The organism is Rhizobium sp. SG2393, from assembly GCF_042610495.1.
GTDB lineage: Bacteria > Pseudomonadota > Alphaproteobacteria > Rhizobiales > Rhizobiaceae > RU20A.
On sequence record NZ_JBHGAP010000004.1, the window covers coordinates 190922 to 207345 of the forward strand.

Here is a 16424-nt window from a genome sequence, read left to right on the forward strand (position 1 = left end):
GGGTGTTTCGGGGGCTTGGCGCCCCCTGCTTCCCGATCGGTAAGGATCATAGCGATCTATGAAAAATCTTCCTGTTCGGTAAGCCAGCATGGGAGATGATCCATGTTCAGGTCAGCACGCGAATTCGGCGCCGAAATCGGCCAGCGTCTCAAAGTCTCGCCCCAGGACATCGTCGGTCTCCTCGGCCATATCGAGCGCGACACGGCCGGCGCCCTGTCGATCGGTCAACCCCATCGACCGGGTGTCAATCTCTAGCCCGTGCCGGATGCTGCGGCGCCGGAGCGCATTCTGGATGAGCTTCCCGCAAAGCCTTTCTTGTCGGGGAGCGCGGGGTATCGATGTCTCCGCGGGCGTCCAGGAGAAGCTGCCCGTCTTCGCCGCCGTGCCGTTGGCAACTGAACCTGTCGCAGTCCGTTGTGCGCCCTGTAACGTCTTGGCGCATTCATGGGGGACATGCACCCAGACGTGTGGATGTTACGGTCATGGTACTATGTTTGCCAGGCGACATCTCAGTCGACATGGTGCCCTCGGAATGCGTGCCGAAATACGTAATGTCGGTGACGGTCTCCATGTCCGAACAGGTCATGGTGAAGCGAATACGCGGCCCCTCCACAGTCACTGAGCCCGTGCTGCAACCGTTTTCGGCATTTTGCCGATCCAGCGCCGCCTTGACATGAGCATAGTCGCCATTCGCCGTGTCGGCCTGGGAGGTGGAGATGCACTGCGTGCTCTTTTGCGATGGCATCGAGCCTGCCGAAACAGTGGTTTCCCATAGTCCGGGCTGAAGCCGCTGAGGGTCGTCGGCCCACGCGCTCGCAGGCCCGCATAAAAGCACGGCGAGATGGCCGACGCCTGAGAGTACGTAGGCAGGGATGCCTTTCATAAACGATCCTTTCTCGTTCAATGCGCGTGATCGACCGGATTGCCAGCGTTGTCGAACAGTTGCTCGCTTGCGCCGTTCTGGAGATGATAGCCTTCGGCATCGAAGGTGAAGGTGACGGAGAGCCGATAATTGTTCCGGGCTGCTTTTCCGTAGTAGTCGCAAGCGATCGAAATCACTGCTTCAGGATCGTCATCAAAAATCATGCTCCCCATCATCGGCCGGTTTTCCCGGCCTAGCCCTGTCACATTGGGAACCGTTACCCGCTTCTGCAGATCATGCGCCACATTCGCTGCAGGCGGGCATCCGCCACCAAACTCGCCGATGATCATTTCAAAGCGGCGCGGACCGTGATCGCGGCGGATGGCAAACTCGATGACACGTTCGCCAGCGGGCAAAGGCGTGCCGTCGGCGATGCAATACCAGTCAACGAATCTCGGATCGACCAGACCGTCTTCGGATGTCAGCGGGACGCACCCTCTAACCCTGCTGACGACGGTGCCTGCATAATCCTCGCTACGGGATATCGCATCGTTCACTTCTGCCGCGCTTGGGGGGGCGTCACGCCGGACAACAGGCAGAGCAGGAAACGCTGTGAGAAGAACAGAAAGTGCGAGGCCGCAAGAAATTCGTCCGCTCATTGGCTTCCATCCAGAAATTCTGACCGTCCCACAAAGTCTTGCGGAAGTCCTCGTTCCCGCAACCAGGCATCCCACGACGTCACGTCATCGGCACAGATCGGGAATTCGCCGTCGGCAGGCGAATCGTAGTGCCAACTGCCACCCCGCTTCACGAACGTCGCTTCGATCTCCAGATCCGCACCGGAAACCTCGCAGGGAAAGTCGATCGTCAATGGCGCGCCGCCGGGTCTTTGTGGATGGACGCGGGCAAAGGCATCTGAGTCGCTGACATTCATGACGGAGACAGCGAATTCGATACGGCCGGCGAAAACGCGCTGCATCGGCATCCGCAGCAGGTCCAGTATCTGACGCCTGTCGGCGGAGCCCCGCGGCGCTTCTGAAAATGGACGCAGCCCACCCGCCTCGGCTTGGAATGCAAGGCTGATCATGACGGCTATCGGCAGCAACAGACGCGCAGGAACGAGACACGATCTCATCGGCGCACCAGCTCAACCCTGCGGTTCAGTTTGCGGCCCGCCTCGTCGTCGTTCAGGGCCACAGGTGAAGACATGCCCGCGCCGAAGGGTACAAGTCGTGACTTCGGGACGCCGTAGGAGCCCGTCAGACTGTCTATCACACTCGCCGCACGGCGTTCGGACAGCGAAACATTGTATGCAAAGTCTCCCTGATTGTCAGTATGACCGACAACGAGCAGGGTGAGGTCGGGATTGGCTTTCAAAAGCTTTGCGACTTCCGCCAGCGTTGGCGCAGATTCAGTCTTGAGGTTGGCCTTGTCCGTGTCGAAATAAATCCCGTACAGCGCCACATGGCCATTGGTGACGAGACCGTCCTTCATCGCGGAGGCGTCGAGAAAGACGATCTTGTCCGTGTCGATTGGCTGAACTTCGACAATCCGCATCGCGACGATCGGAGCGGACGCGCTTTGCCCGACAAGGATCGAGACATAGACGTCGCCTTGTGGGCGTTTTAACAGAGCTAACCTATAGGCAATCCCGTCGGCGTAGCGGAAATTACGGCGGCTATCGTCGAGCAACGCGCCGAAACGATAATAGCTGGTGCTTCCGGAAATACATGCGCCATTGGCGCAGGCGTAGAGCATTTGAAATCCCTTCGCCTCGAGGCTTCGGGCGAAGTTGGCGTCAACCTCAAGGGCCGAACGGTCGGCTGGCGCCTCGTAGATAATGCGGAATGACTTTCCTTCGACCGTCAGCTTGCGTTCGTCCGGCAAGGCTTCGTCATTGAAGGATTTGGCGAGCGGGCCGTTCAAAAGATCAACGCGGTCGAATGCGACGGTCTTGTAAGAGGTAATCCTGGACCCTTCGTAACGACCGACCAAGGGGTGATCGCCAGATCCCGTGGGCTCAGTTGCCAGGCAAGCGGTCGTCCATCCGGTGAGGGCGATAAAGAAGCAGGCGATAATTTTTAGAATGCGTCTCATGGGATCGGTCTCCGGTGATCGGATCGACGTTTTTGGGGACGGGGTTATTCGATCAAACGCTGGCGTTAGCGGCCGCTGTCGTCCGGGCCTCCACTTTCGGCCGGCGTGCCTCCGGAAACGCTGCTCGGGCCGCTCATTCTGCTGGCGAAGCTCGTACGGCTTGTCGTTTCCGGCTGGGCCTCGCCACTGTTGGCGCCCTGTACGCCAGATGGACGATCATTGCCCGAACCCTCCCGATTTTCGATCGGTAGCAGGACTTTCTTGATCGGGCGCAAGGGCTTGAGGAGGGGCTGAGGCTGCTGTTCGCCGGATGGCGGTAGCGCCTTGTCTTCGCTGGCCTTCGCGCATTCTCGGGGGAACTTATGCCTTTGGGATCCCTCGATGTGGCAGGGCTCCTGCATTGACGTGCTACAGGCCGCCAACACTGCGAGAGATGCAGCAAGAAGGGCCACGCATCTTATTCTCATGATTTCCCCGCTGATGGCTGGGTTGCTGTTCGTTGCAACCGTGCTGTCAGACAGAGCGGAAAGGAGGTCTGCATTTCGTGTTACCACCTGCCGAGGCGGCGGCACCGCTCTGTCTTTTGATCGGACGAGATGTATCGCGGCCGTTCTCGCAGAAACATTCCCCCGGCGGGGAGCATGTTGAAGGTGAACACCTCGAGCACCCGTGACCAACAAGAACTCTTGCGTTGGAGGAAACTGCAGGGTCAAAATCCGGCGGAAGAGAGGAGCTCACGTGATGCGGCATGCGGACACACAGGCGTTTCACGACATCAGTCTCGTCTGTCGGGCAGGTTACGACATCGGAACCCTCACGCCCCTGCTGTGCCGTCTTGTCCGAATCTATATTGGTGCTGCAGCCGTCGGGATTTTCTGGATGGACGGTAGCGGTAAACCGGTCGGCTTCCACCATGAAGACAGCCCCGTCGGCGCGCGTGAGCTCTTCGCCAACGAGTTTGACCGGCTCTTTTGCGGACCGGACGAGATGAATGTCGCCTTTCTCTCCAATATGAAAAGTCGGCAACGTCTCGGCGTCCTTTTGGCGCCGCCGGAAAGTTACTACCGGTCCAATACGTTCAATCTTCTCGTTCGTCCAAGTGGACATCATCACACTCTTGACCTACGCGTCGATCTGGCTGGCCGCACAAGAATTGTCGTTCTGGCCTTTCGCGAACGCGGGAACCCATTCACGGCACAGGATGCCGTGCGGCTTCAGCGGATCGAGCCTGCTCTGCGGGCGGCACTGGCTGAGCCTCATGAAGAGAACTGGCTGAGGCAAGGCGACAGCGGACATTTGATCGTTGATCGTGACGGGCGGACTGTCCGCTTTCTCGACCCGCGAGGCGATGCGCTGCTGCGGGAATGCTCGCTCGTTGGCCAGGACATTCGGCTTGAAGGGGCAATTGTCTCTGCACCCCGCTTTATCGAAGACATGTGCCATGCGGAGTCAGCCGGATTGAAAATCCCAACGCGCACTCTTGCGATACCGTCAGGACAACTTGAGTTGAAATTGCAACGCCTCACAGCGCCCGCTTCGGATGATGTGAGTGCTTTCATCATCAGCCTCGAGAAACAGGTGCCGATGTCGCTCTCCGCGCTCAACCTGGTCCTCGGCGTGAAACTTTCGCCAACGCAAAAGTTGCTTGTCATCAGCGCTGCGCGCGGCACAAATAGATCCGCGGCCGCAGATGCCCTCATGCTCAGCAACGAAGCCGTGAAAAAGCATTTGGCTACCGTCTATTCGACGTTAGGCATTTGTGGATGGGAGGAGATCCCCAACCTGCTGGCGCGAAGCGTGGTTTAGACGGCTGAGCGACCCGGATGTGCCGCTGGATACCTCGTTTCGGTCAATTGCCGCACCGGCAATTATTTCCGATTTCGTCCCGTATCGGTTTCAGTGCTGCGGCCGTCGTAAGCGAACACGGCAGTCTCCGAGATCATCGTTCCCGTAGCGCGTCATGGGCGTGGCGGCTGATGGGTGAGAGGAGGTAGTCGAGGACGGTGCGCTGGCCGGTCTTGATTTCGACGGTCACCGCCATGCCCGGCTCGAGGCGGGTTTTGACGCCATCGATCAGCAGCGTCGGGTCGTCGATGTCTATTCGCGCCGTGTAGACGAGCGCGCTGGAGCGGCGGAGCGCTTCCGTGGTTGCGGCCGCATCGCGCGGGCCTGAGAGGGTATGCTGCCGCGACACGTCCGGATCTGCGTCCGCGTCGCGGGCGATGTGGGCGACGCGGCCCTCCAGCAGTCCATATCGCGTGTAGGGAAATGCATCGACCTTGATCTCTGCGAGATCGCCCGGATGGACAAAGCCGATATCCTGGTTTTCGATCACGGCCTCAATGGTGAGATGGTCGGATGAAGGCACCACTTTGAGAAGCTGCTCGCCCGCCTGGACCACGCCGCTCTCCGTATGGATGGACAGGTCTGAGATCGTGCCATCGACGGGAGAAACGACAGAGGTCCATTGAGTGCGGCGCTCGGCTTTGGCGAGTTCGCTGGCGGCTTCGGATCGCTCGCGCATGGCCTTCTGCAGGTCTGACCGCCAGTCACGCTCCGTTTCGGCGCGCAGGCGTTCGCGATCCGCCAGTTGCGCCTGCATCGCCGCTTCCGCAGCCTTCTGCTTTTCGACCATGACGCGACGCTGATTGACGAGTTCGGCCTCGGACTGGGCCGCATCGAGATAGTCGATGCGCGAGCCGAAAGCCTGGTCCGACGCCTTCTTGCGGATGGTCGTGCGCTCATGGGCAAGCGGCGCCTGCGCGTCGATCCGGGCGATCTCCGCCTCGTAGCTGACGGCATCCAGCCGTCGCGCGGCAATTTCCCGGTCGGCGGCGGCGAGTTTGGCGTCGCGGCCGGCCTTGTCGGCGCTGTAGCGGCCACGCGCGGCCTCGATAGCCTCCGGCTCGGCCGTGACGCCGGCGAAGGGATCGATGCCGGGCGCCGGGGCCGTCACGAGGGCGGTAAGCCGTGCAATGTCGAGATCGGCGCTGATGGTCGCATCGCGAAAGCGCTCGCGATCGGCACCTGCAAGCGTGCCATCCATCAGGATGAGAGGTTGACCGGCCTTCACCAGCGTTCCGTCATCCACCAGAATGCGCCGCACGGTTCCGGTTTCGAAGGCCTGAACCTCCTTGGTGCGGCCGACAGGTACCACCTTGCCCGGCGCGGTCGCGATCAGATCGACCTTGCCGATGCTGGCCCAGCCGAGGGTGGCGACGAAGATGGCGCAGATGACGCCGGATGTGACCCGCAGTGTTGGCGAGGCCGGCGTCTCCACGATTTCCAGTGCGGCCGGCAGAAAGGCGCGTTCGGTCGAAGAGAGCCCCTTTTCTCGCCGGGGAAGTGGAATGATCTGCGCCGTCGCGGAGCGCTGCGGAAGCGTTGTCATGGCGTGACCTCCACGGGCCGAAGCGCTGCAGCCGCCGGACCCTCGGACTGGATGCGCCAGAGCCTTGCATAACGACGGTTGAGCCGCATCAGCTGGTCGTGGGTCCCGCTTTCGGCGATGCGCCCCTCATCCATGACCACGATCCGGTGGGCCGCGCGCACCGTGGACAGCCGATGGGCGACGATCAGCACGGTTCGCTCACGCGTGATGGCTGCCATATTGGCCTGGATTACCGCCTCGCTTTCGTAATCGAGTGCCGAAGTGGCTTCATCCAGAATGAGGATACGGGGATTGAGGGCGAGCGCGCGGGCAATCGCGATGCGCTGGCGCTGGCCGCCGGACAGGCTCGCGCCGCGTTCGCCGATCATCGTCTCATAGCCCTCCGGCAGCGAAAGGATGAAGTCGTGGGCGCCGGCGAGCCGGGCAGCGGCGATCACCTGATCCATGCCCATGGCGGGATCGGCAATGGCGATATTTTCGCGCACCGTCCGATTGAAAAGCACGTTTTCCTGGAGAACGACGCCCATCTGCCGACGCAGCCAGGCCGGGTCTGCCAGCGCGAGATCAGTGCCGTCGATCAGCACGCGGCCGCGTTCGGGAACGAAAAGACGCTGGACGAGCTTGATGATGGTCGATTTGCCCGAGCCGGAGGCACCGACGATTCCGACGATCTCGCCAGCGGCAATGTCGATCGAGACGTCCGAGAGAATGGCGGAGGCGTCAAGCCGGTAGCGGAAGGAAACGGCCTCGAAGCGGATCGCGCCGCGGATCGGCGGCAGGCTCGATGTTGCCGATGCCACAGGTTCCGTGGGCGTGTTCAGAATATCGCCGAGGCGATCGATGGAGACGCGGGTCTGCTGGAAATCCTGCCAGAGCTGGGCAAGCCTGAGGACGGGCTGGGCCACTTGCCCGGCGATCATGTTGAAGGCCACAAGCTCGCCGATCGTCAGCTCGCCGGTGATGACCGAACGCGCGCCGAAAAACAGGATACCGACGGTGACGATGCGGGAGACCGCCTGCACCGCCTGCTGGGCAAAAGTCGAGACGCCGATGACGCCGAAGGCAGCGGTCACATAGCCTGCAAGCCCTTCCTCCCAGCGACGCTGCAAGGCAGGCTCCAGCGCCATGGCCTTGACCGTTTCGATGCCGGCAATGCTTTCCACCAGGAAGGACTGGTTCTCCGCGCCACGCCGGAATTTCTCGTCGATGCGCTGCTTGAGCATCGGGCTCGCGACCAGCGACACCAGCACGTAGAGCGGAATGGAGGCTGCGACGATCGCCGTCAGCGAAGGCGAATAGAGGTAGAGGACGCCGATGAAGATCGTCGCGAAGAAGAGATCGATGATCAGCGTCAGGGCCGATGAGGTCAGGAACTGGCGGATCTGCTCCAGCTCGCGCAGCCGCGCCACGGTGTCACCGACGCGGCGCGTGCTGAAATAGGCCATGGGCAAGGCCACGAGGTGCTGGAAGAGCCGCGCGCCAAGCTCCACGTCGATACGGTTGGCCGTATGGGCAAACAGCCAGCTGCGAATGCCGGTCAGCAGGACCTCGAAGACGGACACAAGGATGAGCCCCGTCGCCAGGACGTCGAGTGTAGAGAGCCCGCGATGCACTAGCACCTTGTCGACGACGACCTGAAAGAAGAGCGGCGCGATCAGCCCGAAAACCTGGATGAACAGCGAGGCGACGAGAACTTCGACCAGCGGCCGGCGGTATTTGGCCATGGCGGCGACAAACCAGCCGATGCCGAAGCGCCGGTCGAGCGAGAGGCGCGTCGCCCGCCGCGTCACGAGAATGAGCCTGCCGCTCCACCGTGCCGTGAAATCCTCGCGCCCGATCAGTTCGGGAGAGCCGTTCGCCGGGTCGAGCGCCAGCACCTTCTCGGCGTCAGCCTTGCCGATGACGATCCAGCCGCCGTCCGTCAGTTCGGCCAGCGCCGGCATGGGCGTGGCGGCCAGCCGCTCGTAGCGCGAGCTTATCGCCCGCGCCTTGACCGGAAAACGCCGCGCCGCGCGCAGCAGATCGGCGTCGCGGGCGGCACCGGAAACGCCATGGGCGTGCAGCATCTGGTCGGCATCGGCCGGCAGGCCGAGCAGGCTCAGGCACCAGACGAGCGCCAGAAAGTCCCGCTTGCCAGGCGGTGGGGCATCCGGTTGCGCCACTTTCGCGGATCCGTCCTCTCCCGCGACATGATCATTTTCGGACAGCATGAGCCTGCGTGTCTCCCTGTCTCAACCAAGCAGCGTCGGTCGTGGCGGCTGATAGTCGATGGTCACGCCGCCATGACCGTCGTCGCCGGCGTGGAAATTCGCAGCCGCATACTGTCCCATCAGGATCAGTGCCGTCTGCTGCTGGCCGCTGGCGACCGTCAGCGTGCCGAAGGCGCCGGAGCGGTCTTCCTGAAAGGCGAGCGTCGTGCGTTCGGCGACGAAATTGGCCAGACCGATCGACGACCTGCCGTTGAAAGGTGCATCTGCCTTGCCGCGATCGGAAAAGGCGATCGGCAAGGTGCCGCCGTTTTCGAGCAGGGAGCCGCCATCGGTAAGCGACCAGCTTTCGGCGTAACGTCCGAGGAGGTCTGCTTCCGTGGGATGCGCGAGCACGGTGCCGTCGGCAAGCGCGATATCGGTGGCGCGGCTGGTGTTGGAACCCAATAGGCCCTCGACGGAGCCGGGGCCGTCCGAAGGGCCGAGCGAAGCAACCTCATCGAAACAGACACCCTGGTTGATGACGCTCAGGCTTTGGCCGTCGCTCCAATCTACCCGGTAGCTCTTTGCCGAAAGACGCGTGATCGCACCGCCATCCAGACGAAGCACCTCACCGTCCGATGACAGGCTGTGATCGACCGCGCCGTTGATAAAGATCGAACCGTCAAGCTCGAAGCGAACCGCATTTCCCCCGATCTGCGCGGCGATCTTGTCGGTGACGCTGGCCAGATCACCCCAGCTCTTCGTCTCGATCTGGATATCGAAGGGACTTGCGGCAGAGACGGAGCGCACCATCGTGAAGCGGCCAACGGCCTGGAAATCATAGGAGAGACCCTGGAACGTCCTCATGTGGACGTCACCCAGACCGCTGCCGGGATCGTTGGCACGGGTGACGGCAAAGGATACCTGGGCCGTGTTACCGGCCACGTCCATGGCCGTCGCTGTCAGTTGATGGTCGCCCATCTGCGGTACCTGGACGGTCAGGTTCCAGCGGCCATCGGAGGTCGCCACCGTCGTGCCGAGCAGCGTCTGCGCTTCATCGAAGACCGAAACCTGACGGCCTATGTCGGCTGCCCCGATCGTGCCGGAGACGAGGATATCCGGCGAGATGGAGCGCCCGCCGCCTGTGGTGACCTGAAGGTCCGGCGCCTGGCTGTCGAGCGTGAAGGTCACCGTCGTCGGGTCCGAGCTATAGCCGAGCGCATTCGTCTCGGTGACGCTGACGGTATGCATTCCCTGCGAGAGGCCTGAAGGATCGTATGTCGTGACGGCGTGACCATCGACGTTCACAGACAGGCGGTCGGCAGAGGCGCTGGGCGTGATCGTAAGCCTGGCATCTTTCGTGATGCCATCCGCGCTCGACGTGCCCGTGTCGGCGGCCAGCGCCACGTGCGGCGCATCGGGCTTCAGCACGGGGAGCGCGGCGGCCAAGGTCGCGAATTCCGCATTCCCTGTCAGCGCGACATCGAGTACGGCATTGTCAAAGGCGAGCGTGCCCCGCGTCAGGCCGGCATTGCTGGCGGTCTGCTCGGCGGCCGCGCGCAACGTGGGATCGAGATCGGCGAGCGTGACGATTGCATGCGGGAAGGAGCGATCCGTGAAACTCGCCGTGCTCTCGCCCGCGCCGTAGGTGAAGAGGCTCGTCGCATCGGTAATGCGCCAACTGTCCGCGAAGGTCGAGTAGAGCGTTGCGCTCGAGATTGTATCGCCGAGATCGGTGCCATCGCGCAGGCGGAAATCATTCGTCGAGATGCCGTCGGCATTGCCGAGCAGACCGGAGATGTTGCGGCCGGAGCTGCCAAGCATCGGCTGAACCTCGATGACATTCGAGCCCAGCGCTGCGTAAAAGCCGTCGCCATTGCCATTCGTCACCACATAGGCCGAGCCACTGCGGGCAATGCTGCCATTGCCGACCTGGAGCGAATCGCCATCGCCGAGGTCGGTCGCGACACCGCCGATCAGGAGCGGATGGGCACTGCCGGCATAGAGCGACACGGCGACGCCATCGACAGACATGGCGACAGCCGTGTTGACGGAGGCGTTGCCGCTCCCCAAGGCTGACTGGCGCACCTGGATCTCGAAGTCAGGCCCCTTGACGAGCGTGAATTCACCCGCCGCCTGGAAATCGTAGTTTCGGCCATCAAACGTCAGAAGATGCGGGTCGCCGGTGGATCTGCCGCCTCCGCCACCCACGGACAGGCCGGAAAAGTAGCCGGCCGCGTAGTTGAGGAGCTTGACCGTCGCGATATTGCTGTCGGCCGTGCCATCATTGACCTGATATGTGAAGGTGTCCGTCCCGGTGAAGAACGCCCCGCCGGATGCCGGCGGCGGCGTGTAGGTGAAGGAGCCATCGGCGTGGAGGTCCAGCGTGCCCTTCGCCGGGCCCGCCACCAGCGTCGCGGTCAGCGGATCACCGGTCGGGCTCACGTCATTCTTCAGCACACCTTCCCGCGCGGAGACGATCAGGGGCTTTCCTAACGGCGGTGAATATCTGTCTTCGTTGGCTGTCGGGGGATAGTGGATCGACTTGAGGAAGATGTCGGATGCGTTGTTGGTGTCGTTTTGTACGAGATTGCTGGCAGCCGACCTGAACAGAAGCTTCGACCCGTCGCTCGAAAATTCGAATGCGTCATTGAAGGAGATGCCCACATTCGCGGGTTGTCCGTCGGCGCTACCGATCATCTGCATAATAGCACCGGACTGGATGTTCTTGAGATAGATGAAATCCTTGTCCAGGGATGCACCTGCGTCGGGCCGTCCGCCGGGGACTAGATTGGTGGCCTCAGAAGAGAAGGCGATATACTGGTCGTCCGGCGAAAACGTCACGTAATCGCTGTCCGCGTCCGCCAGCGTTCCATCCGCTGACGTCGATAAAACCCGTAACTCGCCCGTTGCCAGGTTTTTCAGATATACCTGTTGGAGACCGCTCTTCGGATCCGGGTCGAGTGACGGAAACGATGAAAGAAATGCAATGTACCGTCCATCATGGGAGAAAGCGTAGCTGCCGTGTGAACTTCCGGCCACGTTGGGATGACCGTTGATCATCTGCACTTGGTAACCCCCGAGCGAGAGCTCTGTCCCGTCGCTATTCGTCGTCACCCGTGTCAGCAAGCCGGTCGCCAAATTCTTGATGAAGAGGTCTGCGCCACCGTTCGTGTCATCGGGGACCATATGGGGGTCAAAGGAATAAAACGCGATTGAGCGGCCGTCCGGCGAAAACCGCGGCGTTGCATCCGGAGTGGCCAAAGCCGAACTATTCTGGGCGGTGCCCCTCATGTTTCGAGACACGATATCCGTGCTGCCGGTAATCAGATTTTTAACCATTACTTCGGCGTCTGAGATAACTATGTTTGAGTAGGCTATCTTTGTACCGTCGGGTGAAAAGGAGATCGAGCTGGACGAAGATCTATCATCGGAAATTTTTGTAATAACGTTCGTGGATAGATTTTTTACATAGAGATGCGCGCCAGTCCCATCCGGGAGCCCTGCTTCAAAGGCGATAAGATTGTCTCCGCTCGACACCGCCGCACTGTAGCCGGTAATGACGCCGCCACCCCCGAGATCTGAACCAGACACGAGCGGCGTGACCGCACCCGTGGCAAGATTCTTGCGAACGATGACTCGCTCGCGCGTGTTCCCGCCTATGATATCGTCGCGCGCAACGAAGATGACGCTCGCCTTATCTGCGCTGAAGACCGGAGACCCCATCGCTTCCGTGATCTGTCCGCCACTCGATGTGGTCGAGACGCGCACCACCTTGCCCGCATCCGAATAGACCTGCAGGTTCACCGTCGCGACATTGCCGTTGGTGGTGCCGTCATTGGCCCGATAGGTGAAGCTGTCGGCGCCGTGATAGCCGGCCGTTGGCGTATAGGTGAAGCCGCCATTGGCCGCGAGCGACAGCGTGCCGTGCTGCGGGCCGGTGATCAGGCTGGCGGTCAGCGGATCGCCATCGGCATCGGTATCGTTGGCCAGAACGCCGGCCGATGCCGCGACCGTCAGGACCTTGTCCTGCCGCATCGTGTAGGTCTCGCCAATCGAGACCGGCGCCTGATCGACCAGCAACGTCACGGTCGCGGAGGCGCTGTCAGCGGTGCCGTCATTGGCCTTGTAGGTAAAGCTGTCGGCGCCGTGAAAGCCGGTCTCGGCCGTATAGGTGAAAGCGCCGCTCGCATCGAGGTTCAGCGTGCCATGGGCGGGGCCGCTGAGCAGCACGGCATGCAGCGGATCGCCATCGATATCGACATCGTTCGCCAGCACGCCGGCACCGCCCATCTGCAGCGGTGTGCCACTGACGACCGTGAAGCTGTCGGCATTGGCGACCGGCGCATGGTTGACCGGCGCCGGATAGAGGGACGAGACATCCTTGACGAAAAGCTGGCCGTTATTGCCATCCGGTCCCGACACGAGATTGGTTGCGCCGGAATAAAAGGCGATCGATCGGCCATCCGGCGACCAGCGGCCTTCCTGCCCGCCAAAATTCGCCTGGGTGCCATCGGCGGCTGTCGAGACGCGCGTGATCGTGCCGTCGCGCAGATCCTTTACGAAGAGATCGTAAGTGTTGTTGGCGTCTCCGGGAACGAGATTGCCGGCGAGCGATGTGAACAGCAGGAAGTTGCCGTCCGGCGAGAAGGCCGTCGTCAGGTCCTGATTGGAGAACCGGTTGGCCTGAACGCCGCCCGCCGTCTGCGTCACCAATGTGACCGCTCCGGTCACGAGATCCTTCACGAAGAGATCGGCGAGGCCGTTGGTGTCGTTCGCCACCAGATTGGTCGCCTGAGACCAGAAGGCAACCTTGGTGCCATCGGCCGAGATCGAGGCGGCGAGGCTGGCAGAGTTGGCGACCGTACCGTCTGCAGCGCGCCCGACGAGCGTGAGCGCGCCGCTGCTCAGATCCTTCACATAAAAGTCGAAGCCGCCGTTGCTGTCTTCCGGGGCCAGACCGGCGTTCGTCCTGAACAACAGCTTCGTCCCATCACCGGACAGCGTCGGCGCCGTGGAGGCCTGATCGATTTGGCTCCCATTGGCGTCGGTCGAAAGGCGTGTCAGTACGCCGGTCGTCAGATCGACGGCGTAGATGTCGCGGGCGTGGTTGGTGTCGCCGGCAACCAGCGGATCGCCGGTTTCAAACAACAGCCTGTTGCCGTCCGGGAAAAACGATGGCTGGCTGTTGGCGACGCCCTGATCGGCATTCGGGCTGACGCGCGTGATCGCGCCGGTCGCGAGATCGACCACAAACAGATCAGAAAGCGCATTGCCGTCATTGAGGACGAGATTGCCGGCAACGGAGACGAAGGCGACCTTGGTGCCGTCGGGAGAGAACACCGGCAGATAGCTGCTGTCGTCGGCCTGCGCGCCGCCGGGACCGACCGAGAGCCGCGTGATCGTGCCCGTGGTCAGATCCTTGACGAACACGTCCTGACCGCCGGCATCGCCCGCCACGAGATTGTTGGCGCTGGAATCGAAGACGAGTTTCTTGCCATCCGGCGAGAAGACGGGGTCGTCGCTGCGCCCATTGCCAACCCCGCCGCCGAGCGCGCCTGTCACCAGCGTCACGCTGCCCGTCAGATCATTGGTTCCGGCCATGGTTTTGCTCCTTCCTAGTCGTGTGTGCACCGTCAGCGACCGCATGCGTGCCGGGAACAGCCGCGGGACGGATCGGGACAAGGCGCAAGAGGGGTGATGGCGTCCCGCTTGTCGGGCGCTGATTGTTGGTCTGAGGACTGATCGGGTCCATTCGGCGCGACATCCGCATCACCGCACCGCCATCATCAGCCCCATCACGATCAGGATGGGGCCGGAAACGAGATGAAGCCGGGAGAAGAGAGATTGCGGCAGATGCCGGCCGACGAGCGTCGTCAGCGTGATCAATGTCGCGTAGCATGACAGGGCGCCAAGCCCGGCCCCGCAGACAAAGGCTGTCTGTTGCAGGCCCATGTCGGTTGCCCGTGCGGTCGCGGTGGCGGCGGCAAAGCTCACATATGTGAGCGGCGTCGCGGGATTGCTCAGTGCAAGACCGGCGCCTTTCAGATAGGCGATCCCTCGGCTGCTGATCGTGGTTCGTGGTCCGACCGCCGTGCGGGCACGAAGCAGGCTTCGCAGGCCCAGAAGCGCCAGCAGCAGTCCGAGCAGCACATGCACTTTGCCGTCGATGCCCGCAAGAGGAAGAGCGATCGTCCTGGCTCCGAGCACGGCGACGGCGGCATGGAGGCAATGGCTCGTTGCCGCACCGGCGCCGCTTGCCAGACCGGAGCGTGCGCCCTGCGCCAGGCTTTGCTCCACGCATTGCAGGCTGACGGGCCCCAGGGGCAGCGCGATCGAAAGACCCAGAACCCAGGCCGACATGAACAGCTCCATGCCATCGTCTCCGGTTACGCTCCGCGGCAAAAGGCAGCCGTCCGGCCAAGGCGCGCGCAATCACCTCAACGGAGTTGTTTGAGATCCGCATGTCCACGCGACCGCCCGAAAACCAGAGGAAAAGCCCCTTGCGTTGATGTCATTGCGGCGCTGGCGCGCAGGCAGGCCTCATCATCAAGGCATCGCCGGCCAGCACCGTCGCCGCATATCGACATGCGCAACCGGGCCACGCATCACCTGTTCGGGTAGGGTCGCCAATTTCGATGGATTTTGCGGCGATTGCATCGCTAAAGTAGCGTCGGGCATCAAGGCAGGATGTGAGAATGAGGCAGTCGCAGGCGGAACTGGACGGGCTTTCCGATGTGATCGGGTCGATTTACGACACGGTGCTGGACGAGACCCTCTGGCCGCAGACCCTGCAGATGATCTGCGCCTATACGGGCGGACGGGCCTCGCGCATCTACTGGCGCGATGCCAGCAACGGGATTGGCGAAACGGTCTATTCCTGGGGGATCGACCCGGAATTCATCCGCCTGTATCGGGAGAAATTCGTCACCCTCAATCCCACCTATCCTGCCTCGATCTTCATCAAGCCCGGTGAAGTCTTCGCAAGCAGCCAACTGGTGGCGCATGACGCCTTTCAGGCCAGCCGCTTCTTTCGGGAATGGGCCGCGCCGCAAGGCTTCTTCGATGCGGCGATCTTCAACATCCAGCGTTACGAAGCAAGTGCGGCAGCCTTCACGGTTATTACAGGTGATCAGTACGGGTTGGTGGACGAACGCCTGCGCACCCGGTTGAGACGGCTGGTGCCGCATATCCAGCGTGCGACCCTCATTCGCCGGGAAATCGGCAGGCAGGAAAAGCGAGTGCGCTCGCTGGAATCGGCGCTGAATCATGTCGAAGCGGCTGTCTTCATTCTGGGGCCGGACGGCGTGGCAACGTGGACAAACCAAAGCGCCCAGACGCTTCTCGCCCGCGGGGATGTGGTGCGTGAAGGTGCGCAAGGGCTGGGCCTCGTCGATCCCGAGGCGCAGCGCCTGCTTCGCGACGCGCTTGCGGGTGGTACGGCGCAACGCGATGTTCTTTTGCACAGCTATCCCGCACTCATTAAAATGACTGATGCTGAGGGAGCGGACTGGATCGCCTATCTGATGCGGCTCGAGCCGAATTCCTCGACCCAGGCGGCCTTCGAGCAGGTTGGCCGGTCGGCGCGTGCGGCGCTCTTTATCCGCAGGGCAGAGGCCGTGCCTGCCTCCGGCATCGAGGCCTGTGCCGTCCTTTATGGGCTGACGCCGGGAGAGATGCGGGTGCTGCACGCCGCCGTCCAGACCCATACGGTTGCAGAGATGGCTGCCACCCTCGACATCTCACCCAACACCGTCAAGAAACATCTCCAGGCGATTTTCGCAAAAATGGGCGTCAGCCGCCGCGCCGCCATGATCCGCGCCGTCCTGGCCGCCCGGCAGTAACGGGCGAGCTTCACGCGCCTTTTCGAAAATACCTTCTGAAG

11 protein-coding genes are annotated in these 16424 nt (G+C 62.1%); 3 read left to right on the forward strand and 8 right to left on the reverse strand.

Annotated elements, in window-relative coordinates:
- Nucleotides 1–102: 102 nt before the first annotated feature.
- Entirely contained in the window at nucleotides 103–255 is a 153-nt protein-coding gene (locus ACED18_RS12515; protein ID WP_377292636.1) for a hypothetical protein, read from the forward strand.
- Between the two features lie 187 nt (nucleotides 256–442).
- Here ACED18_RS12515 and ACED18_RS12520 read toward each other — a convergent pair whose 3' ends face one another.
- From ACED18_RS12520 to ACED18_RS12535, 4 genes are read right to left on the reverse strand one after another with little or no spacing between them, the layout of a single operon-like run.
- The gene (locus ACED18_RS12520; RefSeq protein WP_377292638.1) at nucleotides 443–883 is read right to left on the reverse strand and encodes a DUF3617 domain-containing protein; all 441 of its coding nucleotides are present in this window, start codon (nucleotides 881–883) and stop codon (nucleotides 443–445) included.
- A 17-nt stretch (nucleotides 884–900) separates the two neighbouring features.
- Nucleotides 901–1521, reverse strand: coding sequence for a hypothetical protein (locus tag ACED18_RS12525; protein WP_377292640.1), 621 nt, complete (start codon nucleotides 1519–1521; stop codon nucleotides 901–903).
- Nucleotides 1518–1949 (reverse strand): hypothetical protein, encoded by a 432-nt coding sequence (locus tag ACED18_RS12530; protein ID WP_377292642.1) that lies wholly within the window; start codon nucleotides 1947–1949, stop codon nucleotides 1518–1520. The genes ACED18_RS12525 and ACED18_RS12530 overlap by 4 nt, the downstream gene beginning before the upstream one ends.
- Before the next feature lie 44 nt (nucleotides 1950–1993).
- Entirely contained in the window at nucleotides 1994–2959 is a 966-nt protein-coding gene (locus tag ACED18_RS12535) for an OmpA family protein (RefSeq protein ID WP_377292644.1), read from the reverse strand.
- Between the two features lie 741 nt (nucleotides 2960–3700).
- Here ACED18_RS12535 and ACED18_RS12540 point away from each other — a divergent pair.
- Nucleotides 3701–4765: a hypothetical protein gene (locus ACED18_RS12540; protein ID WP_377292646.1), complete on the forward strand. Its 1065-nt coding sequence runs from the start codon at nucleotides 3701–3703 to the stop codon at nucleotides 4763–4765.
- A gap of 133 nt (nucleotides 4766–4898) precedes the next feature.
- On the opposite strand, the gene ACED18_RS12545 is transcribed toward ACED18_RS12540, so the two are convergent.
- The 4 genes from ACED18_RS12545 to ACED18_RS12560 form a co-directional block, all read right to left on the reverse strand.
- The gene (locus ACED18_RS12545; protein ID WP_377292648.1) at nucleotides 4899–6350 is read right to left on the reverse strand and encodes an HlyD family type I secretion periplasmic adaptor subunit; all 1452 of its coding nucleotides are present in this window, start codon (nucleotides 6348–6350) and stop codon (nucleotides 4899–4901) included.
- Nucleotides 6347–8560, reverse strand: a complete 2214-nt coding sequence (locus ACED18_RS12550; RefSeq protein ID WP_377292650.1) for a type I secretion system permease/ATPase — start codon at nucleotides 8558–8560, stop codon at nucleotides 6347–6349. The genes ACED18_RS12545 and ACED18_RS12550 overlap by 4 nt, the downstream gene beginning before the upstream one ends.
- Nucleotides 8561–8581: 21 nt before the next feature.
- The gene (locus ACED18_RS12555) at nucleotides 8582–14143 is read right to left on the reverse strand and encodes an Ig-like domain-containing protein (protein ID WP_377292652.1); all 5562 of its coding nucleotides are present in this window, start codon (nucleotides 14141–14143) and stop codon (nucleotides 8582–8584) included.
- 168 nt (nucleotides 14144–14311) lie between these two features.
- On the reverse strand, nucleotides 14312–14914 hold the full coding sequence (locus tag ACED18_RS12560; protein ID WP_377292654.1) for a LysE family transporter: 603 nt from the start codon (nucleotides 14912–14914) through the stop codon (nucleotides 14312–14314).
- 323 nt (nucleotides 14915–15237) lie between these two features.
- Between ACED18_RS12560 and ACED18_RS12565 the strand changes: the two genes are divergently transcribed.
- Entirely contained in the window at nucleotides 15238–16383 is a 1146-nt protein-coding gene (locus ACED18_RS12565; RefSeq protein WP_377292656.1) for a LuxR C-terminal-related transcriptional regulator, read from the forward strand.
- Nucleotides 16384–16424: the final 41 nt, after the last annotated feature.

Bases quoted from the DNA above. Each gene is read 5' to 3' on its own strand.
- ACED18_RS12515 (WP_377292636.1), top strand. From the start codon at position 103: ATGTTCAGGTCAGCACGCGAATTCGGCGCCGAAATCGGCCAGCGTCTC.
- ACED18_RS12520 (WP_377292638.1), bottom strand. From the start codon at position 883: ATGAAAGGCATCCCTGCCTACGTACTCTCAGGCGTCGGCCATCTCGCC.
- ACED18_RS12525 (WP_377292640.1), bottom strand. From the start codon at position 1,521: ATGAGCGGACGAATTTCTTGCGGCCTCGCACTTTCTGTTCTTCTCACA.
- ACED18_RS12530 (WP_377292642.1), bottom strand. From the start codon at position 1,949: ATGATCAGCCTTGCATTCCAAGCCGAGGCGGGTGGGCTGCGTCCATTT.
- ACED18_RS12535 (WP_377292644.1), bottom strand. From the start codon at position 2,959: ATGAGACGCATTCTAAAAATTATCGCCTGCTTCTTTATCGCCCTCACC.
- ACED18_RS12540 (WP_377292646.1), top strand. From the start codon at position 3,701: ATGCGGCATGCGGACACACAGGCGTTTCACGACATCAGTCTCGTCTGT.
- ACED18_RS12545 (WP_377292648.1), bottom strand. From the start codon at position 6,350: ATGACAACGCTTCCGCAGCGCTCCGCGACGGCGCAGATCATTCCACTT.
- ACED18_RS12550 (WP_377292650.1), bottom strand. From the start codon at position 8,560: ATGCTGTCCGAAAATGATCATGTCGCGGGAGAGGACGGATCCGCGAAA.
- ACED18_RS12555 (WP_377292652.1), bottom strand. From the start codon at position 14,143: ATGGCCGGAACCAATGATCTGACGGGCAGCGTGACGCTGGTGACAGGC.
- ACED18_RS12560 (WP_377292654.1), bottom strand. From the start codon at position 14,914: ATGGAGCTGTTCATGTCGGCCTGGGTTCTGGGTCTTTCGATCGCGCTG.
- ACED18_RS12565 (WP_377292656.1), top strand. From the start codon at position 15,238: ATGAGGCAGTCGCAGGCGGAACTGGACGGGCTTTCCGATGTGATCGGG.